Below are 12,695 nucleotides of genomic sequence, written 5' to 3'. Positions count from 1 at the left end.
GGCCGAAAGCGAATCAGGTGCCCTCGGTGATGTCAGTCTCGGCCAGTCCGGTACGGAGCCTTTTGAGCGTCGCCGCGAGCAGCCGCGACACCTGCATCTGGGAAACCCCGACGCGGCGCGCGATGTCCGACTGGCTCATCCCGGACCCGAAGCGCAACGCGACGATCTTGCGTTCGCGCTCGGGCAGGCTGTCCAGCATCGGCCGCAGCGCCTCGCGCAGTTCGGCCTGGCCGAGGTTCGCGTCCGGCGCGCCGAAGCGGGTGTGCGCGGAGTTCTCCAGCAGATTGTCCAGCGAGGCCCCGTAACGGCCCTGTCCGGCCCGCAGGCCCTCGTAGACGTCCTCGATCGGCACGCCGAGATGGCTGGCGATCTCGCTGGGCTTCGGCGCACGCGAAAGCCGCACGGTCAGTTCCTCGCGTGCGGCCGAGATCGTGGCGTTGAGCTCCTTGAGCCGTCTTGGCACCCGGACCGACCAGCTGTTGTCGCGGAAGTGGTGGCGAAGCTCGCCGGAGATCGTCGGCACCGCGAAGGCCAGGAAGTCGGTGCCCTGCGAGGGGTCGTAACGGTCCACCGCGTGGATCAGGCCGACGGTCGCGATCTGCACAAGGTCGTCCATCGCCTCGTCGCGGTTGCGGAATTTCCGGGCGAGGTTGCGCGCCAGTTCGAGATGCTCGCGCACCAGCTGGTCCCGGATCTCCTCGCGGCGGGGCGAACGCTCGGGCAGCTCGGTCAGCTCGTGGAACAGTGCTGCCACGTCGGTGGGCTGGTCGCCGCCGGCGGGGTTCGTCACGAGCTGGCCGCCTCACTCTCCCGGACCAGTTGCACCCGGGAGAGGTACCGGCCGTCGGCCGGGGTCACGGTGCGTCGCGCCGAGGTCGCGAGCGCGGTCAGCAGCTGCCAGGACAGACCGGTCTCGTCGCCGTGGTCGGCGCGCTCGGAGACGACCGACACAGTGACCTCGATCCGGCCCTCCAGCCAGGAGAACACGCAGGTCAGCTTGCCGTCGGCGGCCGAGGGCAGCAGCATCGAGCAGGCCTCGTCCACGGCCATCCGCAGATCCTCGACCGCGTCCAGGTCGAAATCCTGGCGCATGGCGATGTCGGCGACGATGGTGCGCAGGGTGGGCACCACGTGCGGGATAGCCGCCGTCCGCACCTCGATGAGCTGTGCGTCCTCGCGCTCGAGCGGGGCGTTCTCCTCCACGTGCTTTCCTCTCTCCGGCGTGCCACGCCAGTCTTTCGTGCCCGATCTGCCACATGCCCGGGGGGTGAGCAAACCAAACCCGCGTTTGACCGCCGCGACCGGCGGGCATGTAGCCGTCGAGTGTGCTGATCCCGGGAAAGGTGGGGACGACATGGCTGACGTGAGCCGACTGCCGAATGTGGTGGCCGAGGAGTGGGAGTGGCAGCTTCAAGGCTCGTGCCGCGGAGCGGACAGCAGCCTGTTCTTCCATACCGACAACGAGCGCGGCTCCGCGCGTGAGCGCCGCGAGTCCCGCGCCAAGGCGATTTGCCACACCTGCCCGGTGCTGGCGCAGTGCCGCAAGCACGCGATGACCGTCGAAGAGCCCTACGGGATCTGGGGCGGGCTCGGCGAGATCGAGCGCCGCGAGCTGTTCATGCGCGAACGGCGGGCGAAGCGCAAGAAGGTGTCCGCCTGAGCTGATCCGACCCCCCGCGACCCGCGCGCCCACCTGCGGTGCGCGGGGTGCTGTGCGTCCGCCGGTCGCCCGCGAGCCAGGGGGTAGCCGTGTGCCGACGCGGCGGCGGTCACCCACTGGGTTAGGGTTGGGTCTCCAGATGCTTTGGGACCGTGACACGGTTGCCGCTTGAGACAACAGGCGCGTACCGGCGCAGGAGCAGCGCCTGACGAGGAGAAACTGCATGCCCGCAGCCGACCAGAACGCCACTCCGCCCGGATTCGGCATCACGCTGGACACCGCGGCCGCCGAGCCGAGGGTGGTGGTCACGGGTGAGCTCGATCTGCTCACCAGCCCGCAGCTGCAGGAAGCTCTTGCCGGGTTGATCGCGGACAAGAATTCCCGTCGCGTGGTGGCCGACCTCACCGGGGTGACCTTCTTCGACTCATCGGCGCTGAACGTCGTCCTGCACGCCCAGCGGCAGGCCGGGGAACAGCAGGTCGAACTCGAGGTCGTGCCGAGCCCGGCGGTCAGCCGGGTGATCGAGCTCACCGGGGTGGCCGAACACCTGAGCGTGTCGGAGGAACCTCCGGCCTGATCTCCCGATACGGTCGCGCGGACTGAGTAAAGTGGTCCGCGACCTGGGGGATAACCATCATGATGGGGCGCACGCACGCCCTGACCGGCTGGTGCGCTGGGCTTGCCCTCGCGCCGGCGGTAGGCGTCGGCACAGTGCACCAGGCGGTGGTCTTCGCGGCCACCACGGCAGGGTTCGCGCTGCTGCCGGACCTGGACCACCCCAGCGCCAGCGCGACCCGCCTGTTCGGCTGGCTGACCGGCGCGCTGTCCTGGCTGCTGCGCCGGCTGTCCGCGGCTGTCTACGCCCTGACGAAGGGCCCGCGCGACGAAAAGGGGCCCGGCACGCACCGGCACCTCTCGCACACCCTCTTGTTCGCTGTCGCCCTCGGCGCGGCTACCTCCGCTGGCTGTAGTGCCGGTGGGGCTTGGGCCGTGCTGGGAGTGTTGCTGTTCGGATTGCTGCTCGCTGTCGGTGCCCTAGGCGACTGGCTGCTGCTGCTCTACGGCGGCGCGGTGGCCTGGTGGTACTTCACCGCGCCGGACGACCGCGTGGCTCAGTTGGCGGACATCTCCGGCTGGCTCGGCGTGGCTGTCGCGGCGGGCTGTTTCGTGCACTGCCTCGGGGATTCGCTGACCGAGTCGGGCTGCCCGTTCCTGTTCCCGCTGCCCATCGCGGGGGAGACCTGGTACGAGCTCCGCCCGCCGAAGCCGCTGCGGCTGCACACCGGCAAAAAGGTGGAGACGCGGCTCGTGTTCCCGGTGTTCGTGCTGGTGGGAGTGTTGCTGGTGCCGGGCGTGTGGGACTGGACCGTGGCCGCGGTGGAGCATTTGTTCACTCCGGCGGCTTCGCAGACCGCGACGCACTGAGCCCCGCTCAAAGCCGCATGATTTCTTCCGCGACAGCGCTGCCGGACCGCACCGCGCCCTCCATGTAGCCGTTCCACTCCACCGCGTACTCCGCACCTGCCCAATGGATCCGGCCGACCGGCGGCCGCAGCGCATCGCCGTAGCTGGTCCACACTCCAGGGGCGAAGTGGGCGCCGTAACAACCTCGGGTGAATTCCTCGGCGCTCCAGTCCTTCTCGACGTACGCGGTCGGTTCGGCGGCCCGCGGCCCCAGGTAGCGGACGAAGGAATCGAGCACGGCCTGCCGGCGCCGGTCGGCGGGAAGACGCTGCCAGCGCCGTGCCTCGCCGCCCTCGACGAAGCCCAGGAGGACGCCGATCTCGCCGCCCGGCGGGGAAACGTCGAAGGTGACCTTGACCGGGCCGGTGTCGCAGGCGACCTGCCCGTTCAGCCCCTGCTCGCGCCAGAAGGGGGTGGGGTACGCGGCGAACGTCTTGGCGACGGTGCCCGCTGGCAGCTTCTGGGTGAGCTGGTCGCGCCAGGCGGGCAGCACCGGGTCGTACCGCAGCCGTCCGGCGAGCGTCGGCGGGAGGGCGACGACGACCCGGTCGCCGGTGAAGGTCTGACCAGCGCGCGTGGTGACCGTGACCCCGGTCCCGTCGTGGGCCACTGACGCGACCGGCGTCGACAGCCTGACGTCGAGCCCGTCCGCGAGTCGTTGAGCCACCAGCACGGAGCCGCCGACGACGCGGTCCTGCTGTGCGCCGCGGTCGACGGCGAGGAGGGTCTCCAGGTCCGCGTTGCTGACCGCGTAGAACAGCGCGTGCAGCAGCGACAGGTCGCTGGCGTCGGCGGCGAAGACGGCTTCGGTCGCGACCCGGAAGTACGCCCGCCCGCTCGGGGTGCGCAGGTTGCGCCGGACCCAGGTCTCGAAGGTCTGGCTGTCGAGCAGGCGCGCCTTCGGATGCGTCCACGGCTGGGCTGGGTCGATGCTGCGGGCCAGCCGGCCGAAACGGGCCAAGCCCTGCGCTAGGTCGGCGAGCGCGACCGGGTTGAGCCGCGGCACGGCGCCCTTGGCTCCGTTGACGAGGGTGCGCCGGCCGCCGAGCTGGACGAGTGTCTTGCCTTCGTCGTTCCACGTGCGGAAAGTCGCCAGGCCGAGTTCCTCGACGAGCCCGTGCATCCGGGAATGGCCCTCGCCGATCCAGGTGCCGCCGAGTTCGATCGGATGGCCTCCGAGCTCGCCGCCCTCGACTCGCCCGCCGACCCGGTCGCGAGCTTCCAGGACGACTGTCTCGGCTCCGGTCTTGCCGAGCTCTCGTGCGGCGGAGAGTCCCGCCAGTCCCGCGCCGACGACCACGACCTTCATGGCTCGCTCCCTCGCGTTCCGAAGATTCGGTCAGCCGACCGATTTGGAGCAGCGTAAGGAGCGCCGCCGGGGCTGGCAAGGGGTCGTGGCAATATTTCGGTCGACTGACCGAAAGGGGTGGCCATGCCGTACGTCGAGGCCTCGGTGCGCCGGCCGCAGTTCATCGCGGCCGCCCGCGCCGCGCTGGCCGCGCACGGCGTCGCCAAGACTTCGCTGCGTGTGGTGGCCGCGCAGGCGGACGTCCCGCTGGCGACCATGCAGTACGTCTTCCCGTCCAAGGAGAAGCTGCTCCGCGCCGTGATCGAGGACGTCGTCGACGAGATCGCCGGCGTTCTCCAGGCCTCGGCCGCTACTGACCAAGGCCTGGAGAACGCGATCCGGCACGGCCTCGACACCTTCTGGGCCAAGCTCGTCGAGGGCGGGCGTGAGCTGCAGTTGCTGCAGTATGAGCTCACCATGTACGCGCTGCGCACCCCTGGTCACGAAGAGCTCGCCCGGCTCCAGTACGAGCGCTACGCCGGGGTCGTCGCTCGCTGGTGCCGCCAAGCCGCCGAGCAGGCGGGCGAGACTGCCGCCGTTTCCTTCGACCACCTCGCGCGCATGATCGTCGCCGGAGTGGACGGCTTGATCCTGCAGTACGTCTGCGACCCCGACGACGCGCGTGCGCGGGAGGGGCGCGAGGCCTTGGCGGACATGGTGATCGGGTTGGCGAGGGTCGACGCCGCTTAGGCCGATTCGGCGAACACCGGCGGGCCGGAGTAATCCCGGGAGTGCACGATCCGCCCGTCGCGCACCGTCAGCACCATCGCGTACGTCGAGACGTACGCCTTGCCCTCGTATTCCCCGTGCAGGTCGTACTCGGCGACCAGTACCTCAGGGTCGCTGGTCTCGTGCACTACGACCCGGTCCGCCTTGGTGATCCGGCGGCGCTGTCCGGCCTCGTGAAAGCGTTTGCGCAACTCCTCCCGGTCGCGCGTCACCTTGGGCACTCCGGCCGGCGCGAACGGGATTTCGATGACGACGTCGTCGGAGTACAGGTCGGCGAGATCGTCCCAGCGGTTGTCGACCGCCGCGTCGAGGAAACGCTGGAACACTTCCTTCGTCCCGTGCAACGCGGTTGCCGCGCCGTTGTTCGGGTAGTCCCGATAACGGGTGATCTCGCCGTCCCGCACGGTCAGCAACCCGGCGGACGACGGGAGGCGGTAGCTGTGCCCGGTGTGCGGATTGCGGCCCTCGGCGACGAGTTCGACGGCGAACCCGTCCGCGGTTTCGGTCGTGGTGACCTCGACTTTTCCCAGGCCGATCCGGGCCGCGACGGCGCTGCCCGCGCCGAGCGTGGCCAGTACGGCGTCCCGGCCCGCTGAGCGGTGGCCGGTGAACGGGATTTCGTAGACGGCGTCCTCGGCGAGAACGTCAGCGAGCGGTGCGGCGTCGACGGCGCTCAGCGCGTTCGCGACGATCTCGGCCACCTCGGACACGGTGCGGGGCATCAGAAACCTCATTCGGGAAGACGGGTGGATAATCGGAACGGGGCACCCGCTTACGACGATACGGAGTTCGCGCTCCGGTTGTCAACGGCACCCTGGAGATCTGGGACACGGTCAGAAGCGGCGGACCGTGTTCCAAGGAAGAATCGGACGGCCGCACCACTTTGAGATCAGAGGAGATGACCGGTGGAGAAGCCTGCGCTCCGCGCGGACGCGCGCCGGAACCGCGCCCGTGTGCTGGCTGCCGCCGAAGCAGCGTTCGCCGTCGACGGGCTCTCCGTGCCCCTCGACGACATCGCGCGGCTGGCTGGCGTCGGCGCGGGCACGGTTTACCGGCATTTCCCCAGCAAGGAAGCGCTGTTCCAGGCAGTCGTCGTAGAGCGGCTGGAGCAGTACGGCGTCGAGGCGCAGGAGCTGATCGACTCCGACGCGCCGGGCGAAGCGTTCTACGACTACTTCACACGCGTCATCGAACAGGCGTCGCGTAACCGCGCGATCTGCGAAGCGCTCGGTGAGACAAGCGGCTCCGCGTACAAGGCCGAAGCAGCGGAGCGGTTTCGAGTGAACCTCACTGCGCTTCTGGAACGCGCACAAGCCGCGGGCGCTGTACGCGCAGACATCGACGGCGAAGACCTGCGCGCGCTGATCGTCGGCGCACTCGCGGTGGAGCGATTTACGCCGGACAGCCGGCATCTGGTGCGCGTACTGCTTGACGGACTGCGGAAGGTCTAGCCGGGCAGATCGCGCATCTTCCGAAGCGGCGAAGCGACGAGAATCGCCGACGCCGCAAGGATTCCGATGCCGCACACGTACAACGTGACCCGGGTCGTCGTGAACTCAGCGATGAAGCCGCCGAGCAGGCTGCCAAGCGGGGCGATGCCGAAAACGACCGTCTGCGACACCGAGGAGACCCGGCCCAGCAGCTCGTGCGGGGTGGATCGCCTGCCGGAAGCTCGTTTCGAACACGCCGAGCACGATGATCCCGAAGCTCGACGCGATCCCGCCAGCGATGTACCAGGCAAGGCCCCACCCTGGCGTCGCGAAAGCGTTGGGCAGGAACGAAACGCTGTACGCCGCACCGCCGATGAACAGAGCCCGCGCCGCGCCGAAGCGGGTGCCGAGCCGTCGGGCGACTGTGCTGCCCAGCAGTGCTCCGGTCAGCGAGAGCGTGCCGATCAGCCCGATCATGAACGGCGTCAGATGCAGGTCTCGCACCATGAACACCATCGACACCGCCATGAACATCGACTGGAATAGGCTCGAAACGGCGCTGTGTACGGTGATCGCCCGCAGGATCGGATCGCGCAGCACCGTCCGCAAGCCTTCGCCGATCTCGCGGCGGAGGTTGCGCTCGGCGGGCTCGGGCCGTGGCTCAGGCGTGCGGATGCGGTGCAGCCAGGCGGCGGACCACAGGTAGGTCAGAGCGTCGAAGGCCATCGCGCCCGCGCTGCCGATGAACTGCACGATCAGCCCGCCGAGGCCCGGCCCGGCGATCGCGGCGACGGAGAGGTTGGTCTGCAGCCGGGCGTTCGCGTCGGGCAGTTCGCCGCGTTCGACGAGGCCAGGCAGGTAGGTCTGGTGCGCGACGTTGAAGAAAACGGTGAACACACCGGCCAGCAGCACGACGAGGTACAGATGACCCAGCGACAGCTCACCGAACGCCGCGGCGAGCGGCACTGAGCCGATGAGCGCCGCGCGGGCGAGGTCGGCGGTGATCAGCACCGGCCGGTTGCGCATCCGGTCGCACCACGCGCCCACCTGCAGTCCAAGCAGCAGATACGGGAGCGTGCTCAGCGTCCGCAGCAGCGAAACCTCCGCCACTGAGGCGGCGAGCGTGGTGGTGGCCAGCAGCGGGATGACCAGGAAATCGATGCGGTTGCCGGCCTGACTGAGGCCGTCGGCGAGCCAGAGCCGCCGGAAGTCGGGCGTGCGAAGAATCCCCCTCATAAGGGGAGTGTGACATAAGTTGAGTCGGTAGATATCAAGTTGCACAGTGCGTAACGACGCCTATGATCAACGCGACGAAACCCTCGTAGCCGAGTGACCGTGCGGCGAGGAGGTGCCGGATGTCGGACACCGCTCCCACCTGGGGTTATGTCGTCGTGACCGGGCTGGCCGGGCTGGCGGGCGGGTTGCTCGTCGCCGCGCTGCTGGTCGCCGGTCGCACTCCGCGTCCGGCCGGAGAGTCGTCGCCGCCTACCCCGCCGCCTGTGCAGCAGGTGACGGTCACGGTGACCGGCCTCCCTCTGCCGCCGATCACCGTGACCCATCGCCAGCCGGCACCCCCGGCCCCGCCGCCGCGCACGACCACGGCCACGGTGTCGGTCACCCCGACCTCGTCGAGCCCGCCGGCGCCCCCGCCGACCTCGCTGGGCCCGACCAGCGGATTCTCCCGCGACGAACGCTGACGTCAGCCGACGTCGCGCCGCCGCCAGCCGGCCAGCCCCGTCGCCAGCACGACCGCCGAGACCGCCAGCAGCACCACCAGCGGCACCGCGGTGAACAGCTGGCCGGGCACCTTGGGCGGATGCTGGAACGGCGAGACGTCCAGCAGTACCTGCGGCGCGTTGACGACCGGCCCGAACATGCTGATCAGCAACGCCAGCGCGGCCACGCCCCAGGCGGCGGTCGCCAGTTTCGGCAGCAGTCCGAAGATCAGCGCGGCCACCGCGACGATCACCCACGCCGCGGGCACCTGCACCGCGACGGCCTCGACCATGTTCCCGACCGAGCGGCCGACGTCACCGCTGCGCAATCCGTTCGACAGCCCGAGCAGCACGCCCCCGACGAGCACGAGCAACGCGCTGCCGAGGAACGCGAACACCAGGTGGCTCGCGGCCCAGCGCAGCCGTCCGACCCGTGTGGCCAGCAGCGGTTCGAGCCGGAGCGAGGTTTCTTCGGTGCGCATCCGCAGCGTCGCCTGCACGCCGTAGAGCGAGGAGAGCATCGCGAACAGGCTCACCATCGTCGCGAGGAAAGCGTCGACCAGTCCGCGCGATCCGCCGAGGCGTTCGAAGATCTGCCTGCTTTGCTCGGTACCGCCGACGAGGCCGGAAATGCCCTGCGCGATCGTCCCGAACAACGCGCCGCCGACCGCGAGCCCGACCAGCCAGCCGAGCAACGGACCCCGTTGCAGCCGCCAGGCCAGCGAGAACGGCGACCGCAGCGACGGCGCGGCCTCGCTGGGACCGAGGCGCGGCGGAAGCAGGCCGACGCCGACGTCGCGACGCGGCAGCAGCGCGTAGGCCACCGCGAACAGCACCAATGTGGTCGCGACGGGCAGAGTCAGGACCCACCAACGTTCTTCGGCGAACGGGCGGATCTGCTGCGCCCAGCCGAGCGGCGACAGCCACGACAGCCAGTGCGCGTCGCTGGTCGAATCACCCGCGCCACGCAACAGGAACGCGACGCCGAGCACGGCCGTGCCGATGCCGTTCGCGGTACGCGAGTACTCGCCGAGCTGCGCGGCGACCGCGGCGACGCCGGTGAAGACCAGACCGGCGAGCGCCGTGCTCGCGCCGAGCGCGACGGAACCCGCTGCGGGAACCTTCGACGCGAGCGTGCTCGCCTGCAATACACCGATCAGCACGCTCGCCCCGCCGGTCACCGTGAGCGCGGCGGTGAGCGGCGCGTATCGACCGACCACAGTGGACGCCAGCAGTTCGGCCCGGCCGCTGTCCTCCTCCGCACGGGTGTGCCGGGTGAGCGTGAAGACCGCCATCAGGCCGGTCAGCAGCGCGAGGAATCCGCCCATCCGCCAGGCGATGAACCCGCCGGCCGCGCCGAGATTGAACGCTGGGCCGTAGAGCAGCGCGAACGACGGGTTCGCCGCCGCCGACGCGACGAGCCCGGCCCGGCTCGCGGCGGTCGGATAGAACTGGTCGTAGCTGCTGATCGTGGCCACCGGGACGATGCTGAGCAGGACGATCCAGATCGGCAGGATGATCCGGTCGCGGCGCAGCGCGAGCCGGATCAGCGGTCCGGTGCCGACGAGCGCGCCGGTCATTTCCCGGCCTCGAGTTCGTCCGCGTAGTGGCGCAGGAAGAGTTCTTCGAGCGTCGGCGGCCGGCTCTCCAGGCTGCGCACGCCGATCTGGGCCAGCTGCCGCAGCGCGTCCTCGAGCGCGCGCGTTTCCACGTCGAAGCGGACGCGGCTGCCGTCCATCTTGAGGTCGTGCACGTCGGCGAGTTCGGCGAGGCCGTTCGGCGGTCCGGCCAGTTCCGCGGTGATCGACGTGCGAGTGAGATGGCGCAGTTCGGCGAGCGTGCCGGACTCGACCGTGCGGCCGTTCCGGATGATGCTCACCTTGTCGCACAAGGCTTCCACCTCGGCGAGAATGTGGCTGGACAGCAGCACCGTACGGCCCTGCGCGCGCTCCTCCTGGATGACCTCCTGGAAAGTGGCCTCCATCAACGGATCGAGCCCCGAGGTCGGCTCGTCGAGCAGCAGCAAGTCCACAGTGGACGCGAGCGCGGCGACGATGGCGACCTTCTGCCGGTTGCCCTTCGAGTACGTGCGGCCCTTCTTGCGCGGGTCGAGATCGAAGCGCTCGACGAGTTCCTTGCGGCGCTTCTGGTCGAGCCCGCCGCGCAGCCTGCCGAGGAGGTCGATGACCTCGCCGCCGGACAGGTTGGGCCAGAGGTTGACGTCGCCGGGCACGTAGGCGAGCCGGTGGTGCAGGCTCGCCGCGTCGCGCCAAGGGTCGCCGCCGAGCAGCCGGACCTCGCCGGCGTCGGCACGCAGCAGTCCGAGCAGGACTCGGATCGTGGTGGACTTCCCGGCGCCGTTCGGGCCGAGGAAACCGTGTACTTCCCCCGCGGGAACCTGAAGATCAAGGCCGTCGAGGGCCTTCACCCGGCCGAATGCCTTGTGCAGGCCGGAGATCGCAATGGCGTTTCCCATGTTTCGGAAGCTACACTCATTTCACGAAGTTGTGAAGTTAAGAAAACGTCTAGACCGAGTGATCTTCTGGAGGGTCGTGGGAGAGGATGGACGGATGACGACGCCTGAGACGAAGAGGGACGAGGACGCCGTCCGCCGATACGTCGAAAGCCTGGGCCTCGTGATGGCTCAGATCGGCATGCAACGCATGTCAGCGCGGGTGTTCGCGGCGCTGATGACGACCGATTCGGGGCAGCTGACGGCCGCTGAGCTGGCGGAGCAGCTGTCGGTGAGCCCGGCCGCGATCTCCGGGGCGGTGCGGTATCTGGAACAGGTCGGCATGGTGCGGAAGGTGCGCGAACCCGGCCAGCGCCGCGACCACTACCAGCTCTACGACGACCTCTGGTACGCGACGTTCCTCAAGCGCGACCGGTTCCTGATCATGTGGAGGGACGCGGCCACCGAAGGCATCGACGCCCTCGGCGCGGACACCCCCGCTGGGAAGCGGCTGGCCGAGATGCGGGACTTCCTGGCGTTCCTGCTGGTCGAGATCAACAACCTGTACGAACGGTGGCACGAGCTGCGGAAGAACCGCGACTAGCCGATCTTCGCGAACGTCGCGGCGAGCCGGTGCGCGAGATCTGGTCGCGGCGGGCGTTCTTCGAAGGACGCGAGGAACGCCTCTTGAAAACACGCGCCGAGCAGTAGCCGGGTCGCGGCTTCGACGTCGAGATCGCTGCGCAGCCTGCCTAGTTTGACCTCGGCGTCGAGGTAGCCGACGACGTACTGGATCGGCTGGTCGGGACCGTTTTCGAGGGTGTCCCGGTGGGTGCGGAGCAGAGCGCGCGAGGAGAAGATCGAGACGGAGATCGGGAAGCTCGCGCAGTAGAAGGCCAGTGCTGTGGTGGTCAGTTCGGCGAGATTGTCGCTGAACTCTGCCTTCTCCGGATGCTCGGCGAGCCTCGCCGCCGTGGCGGCAAGATCGGGAAGCTCTTCTTTCAACACTGCGAGGAAGAGCGCGGTCTTGTCGCGGAAATGCTTGTACAGCAAGGCTTCCGAGTAGCCCGCGGCCTGTGCGATCGCCTTGGTCGTGGCGTGCGCGTACCCCCGCTCCCGCATCACCGTCGCTGCTGCGGCGACGATCTCCTCGCGGCTTCCCATGTGTGCTCCCTGAGGGTCTTCTCAGCGTGGTAAGTGTTCACTCACCCTCCTTGGAGGCCTCATGAAGATCACCGTCCTGGGCGCGAGCGGCCGGATCGGCGGCCTGGCGGTGCGGGAAGCGCTGGCGCGCGGATGGCACGTCACCGCCGTAGTCCGCGACCCGGCGCGGTTGACCGTCCCCGCACACCCCCGATTGGACGTCGCGGTTCACTCGCTTACTGATCCTGGCTTGGCTGACGCGGTGACCGGCCGTGACGCGGTCGTCCTGGCCCTCGGCCCCACGGACCTCAAGCCGACGACGGTCAACTCCGACGGCACCCGCTCCGTGGTGTCCGCGCTGCGCGGCTCCCAGACGCGGTTCGTCGTGGTGAGCGCGTCCGGCCTGCCGGCTGAGGGAGACAGCCTGGTGTCGCGGTTGCTGCTGAAGCCGTTGCTGGGCGCGGTGCTGCGCAACGGATACGCCGACCTGCGGCGGATGGAGTCGGTCCTGCACGAGGCCTCGGAGGTGCGGTGGACGATCGTGCGGCCGACGAGGCTGACCGACAAGCCCGCGCGGGCGCGGGTGCGCAGCGAAGTTGGGCGGGATGTCCGGGGAAGCTTCCAGATCCCGCGGGCGAACGTGGCTCGGTACTTGCTGGATGCGGCCGAGGACGAGTCCTTGGTGGGCAAGACGGTGTCGATCTCGCAGGGTTGAGGTGGTCTGCGATTGCCGGTGGGTTGTCCGCGAACGCCG

At 69.3% G+C, this 12,695-nt stretch carries 16 protein-coding genes; 8 read left to right on the top strand and 8 right to left on the bottom strand.

Annotation, left to right across the window (positions count from 1 at the left end; genetic code table 11):
* Positions 1–13: 13 nt before the first annotated feature.
* Both ATK30_RS17290 and ATK30_RS17285 read right to left on the bottom strand, forming a co-directional pair.
* A complete protein-coding gene (locus ATK30_RS17290) occupies positions 14–790 on the bottom strand; it encodes a SigB/SigF/SigG family RNA polymerase sigma factor (RefSeq protein ID WP_101436449.1) in 777 nt (258 codons plus the stop codon).
* Positions 787–1,203, bottom strand: coding sequence for an ATP-binding protein (locus ATK30_RS17285; protein ID WP_101436448.1), 417 nt, complete (start codon positions 1,201–1,203; stop codon positions 787–789). Before ATK30_RS17285 ends, ATK30_RS17290 begins: the two co-directional genes overlap by 4 nt.
* A gap of 151 nt (positions 1,204–1,354) precedes the next feature.
* On the opposite strand from ATK30_RS17285, the gene ATK30_RS17280 reads away from it, so the two are divergent.
* The 3 genes from ATK30_RS17280 (at position 1,355) to ATK30_RS17270 (ending at position 3,085) form a co-directional block, all read left to right on the top strand.
* Positions 1,355–1,660 carry a WhiB family transcriptional regulator gene (locus ATK30_RS17280; protein ID WP_101436447.1) on the top strand — a complete coding sequence of 102 codons (306 nt, stop codon included), beginning with the start codon at positions 1,355–1,357 and terminating at the stop codon, positions 1,658–1,660.
* 223 nt (positions 1,661–1,883) lie between these two features.
* Positions 1,884–2,237, top strand: coding sequence for an STAS domain-containing protein (locus tag ATK30_RS17275; protein ID WP_101436446.1), 354 nt, complete (start codon positions 1,884–1,886; stop codon positions 2,235–2,237).
* A gap of 62 nt (positions 2,238–2,299) precedes the next feature.
* Complete coding sequence (locus tag ATK30_RS17270; protein ID WP_101440894.1) at positions 2,300–3,085, top strand: metal-dependent hydrolase; 786 nt, start codon at positions 2,300–2,302, stop codon at positions 3,083–3,085.
* A gap of 7 nt (positions 3,086–3,092) precedes the next feature.
* Here the strand turns inward: ATK30_RS17270 and ATK30_RS17265 are convergent, their stop codons facing one another.
* Positions 3,093–4,433: a flavin monoamine oxidase family protein gene (locus tag ATK30_RS17265; protein WP_101436445.1), complete on the bottom strand. Its 1,341-nt coding sequence runs from the start codon at positions 4,431–4,433 to the stop codon at positions 3,093–3,095.
* A 123-nt stretch (positions 4,434–4,556) separates the two neighbouring features.
* Here ATK30_RS17265 and ATK30_RS17260 point away from each other — a divergent pair, with 123 nt between their 5' ends.
* Positions 4,557–5,162, top strand: a complete 606-nt coding sequence (locus ATK30_RS17260; RefSeq protein ID WP_101440893.1) for a TetR/AcrR family transcriptional regulator — start codon at positions 4,557–4,559, stop codon at positions 5,160–5,162.
* Here the strand turns inward: ATK30_RS17260 and ATK30_RS17255 are convergent.
* On the bottom strand, positions 5,159–5,923 hold the full coding sequence (locus tag ATK30_RS17255) for a nuclear transport factor 2 family protein (protein WP_101436444.1): 765 nt from the start codon (positions 5,921–5,923) through the stop codon (positions 5,159–5,161). The two genes, ATK30_RS17260 and ATK30_RS17255, sit on opposite strands and share 4 nt — an antisense overlap.
* A gap of 183 nt (positions 5,924–6,106) precedes the next feature.
* On the opposite strand from ATK30_RS17255, the gene ATK30_RS17250 reads away from it, so the two are divergent.
* On the top strand, positions 6,107–6,652 hold the full coding sequence (locus ATK30_RS17250; RefSeq protein ID WP_009086025.1) for a TetR/AcrR family transcriptional regulator: 546 nt from the start codon (positions 6,107–6,109) through the stop codon (positions 6,650–6,652).
* A gap of 105 nt (positions 6,653–6,757) precedes the next feature.
* Here the strand turns inward: ATK30_RS17250 and ATK30_RS17245 are convergent, their stop codons facing one another.
* Positions 6,758–7,867, bottom strand: coding sequence for an MFS transporter (locus tag ATK30_RS17245; RefSeq protein WP_279629995.1), 1,110 nt, complete (start codon positions 7,865–7,867; stop codon positions 6,758–6,760).
* Between the two features lie 119 nt (positions 7,868–7,986).
* Here ATK30_RS17245 and ATK30_RS17240 point away from each other — a divergent pair, with 119 nt between their 5' ends.
* A complete protein-coding gene (locus ATK30_RS17240; protein ID WP_101436443.1) occupies positions 7,987–8,328 on the top strand; it encodes a hypothetical protein in 342 nt (113 codons plus the stop codon).
* A 2-nt stretch (positions 8,329–8,330) separates the two neighbouring features.
* Here ATK30_RS17240 and ATK30_RS17235 read toward each other — a convergent pair whose 3' ends face one another.
* Together ATK30_RS17235 and ATK30_RS17230 are read right to left on the bottom strand one after the other, a co-directional pair.
* A complete protein-coding gene (locus ATK30_RS17235) occupies positions 8,331–9,926 on the bottom strand; it encodes an ABC transporter permease (protein ID WP_101436442.1) in 1,596 nt (531 codons plus the stop codon).
* On the bottom strand, positions 9,923–10,822 hold the full coding sequence (locus ATK30_RS17230) for an ABC transporter ATP-binding protein (RefSeq protein ID WP_101436441.1): 900 nt from the start codon (positions 10,820–10,822) through the stop codon (positions 9,923–9,925). Before ATK30_RS17230 ends, ATK30_RS17235 begins: the two co-directional genes overlap by 4 nt.
* 94 nt (positions 10,823–10,916) lie before the next feature.
* Here ATK30_RS17230 and ATK30_RS17225 point away from each other — a divergent pair, with 94 nt between their 5' ends.
* The gene (locus ATK30_RS17225) at positions 10,917–11,402 is read left to right on the top strand and encodes a GbsR/MarR family transcriptional regulator (RefSeq protein ID WP_101436440.1); all 486 of its coding nucleotides are present in this window, start codon (positions 10,917–10,919) and stop codon (positions 11,400–11,402) included.
* Here ATK30_RS17225 and ATK30_RS17220 read toward each other — a convergent pair.
* Complete coding sequence (locus tag ATK30_RS17220; RefSeq protein WP_101436439.1) at positions 11,399–11,962, bottom strand: TetR/AcrR family transcriptional regulator; 564 nt, start codon at positions 11,960–11,962, stop codon at positions 11,399–11,401. The two genes, ATK30_RS17225 and ATK30_RS17220, sit on opposite strands and share 4 nt — an antisense overlap.
* Positions 11,963–12,023: 61 nt before the next feature.
* On the opposite strand from ATK30_RS17220, the gene ATK30_RS17215 reads away from it, so the two are divergent.
* Positions 12,024–12,656, top strand: coding sequence for an NAD(P)-dependent oxidoreductase (locus tag ATK30_RS17215; RefSeq protein ID WP_101436438.1), 633 nt, complete (start codon positions 12,024–12,026; stop codon positions 12,654–12,656).
* The last annotated feature ends 39 nt before the right edge of the window (positions 12,657–12,695 follow it).

Origin of the sequence: Amycolatopsis echigonensis, from assembly GCF_002846615.1 — a bacterium.
Lineage (GTDB): Bacteria > Actinomycetota > Actinomycetes > Mycobacteriales > Pseudonocardiaceae > Amycolatopsis > Amycolatopsis echigonensis.
The sequence above is the reverse complement of the archived record's forward strand: the minus strand, read 5'-3'. Positions and strand labels throughout refer to the sequence as shown.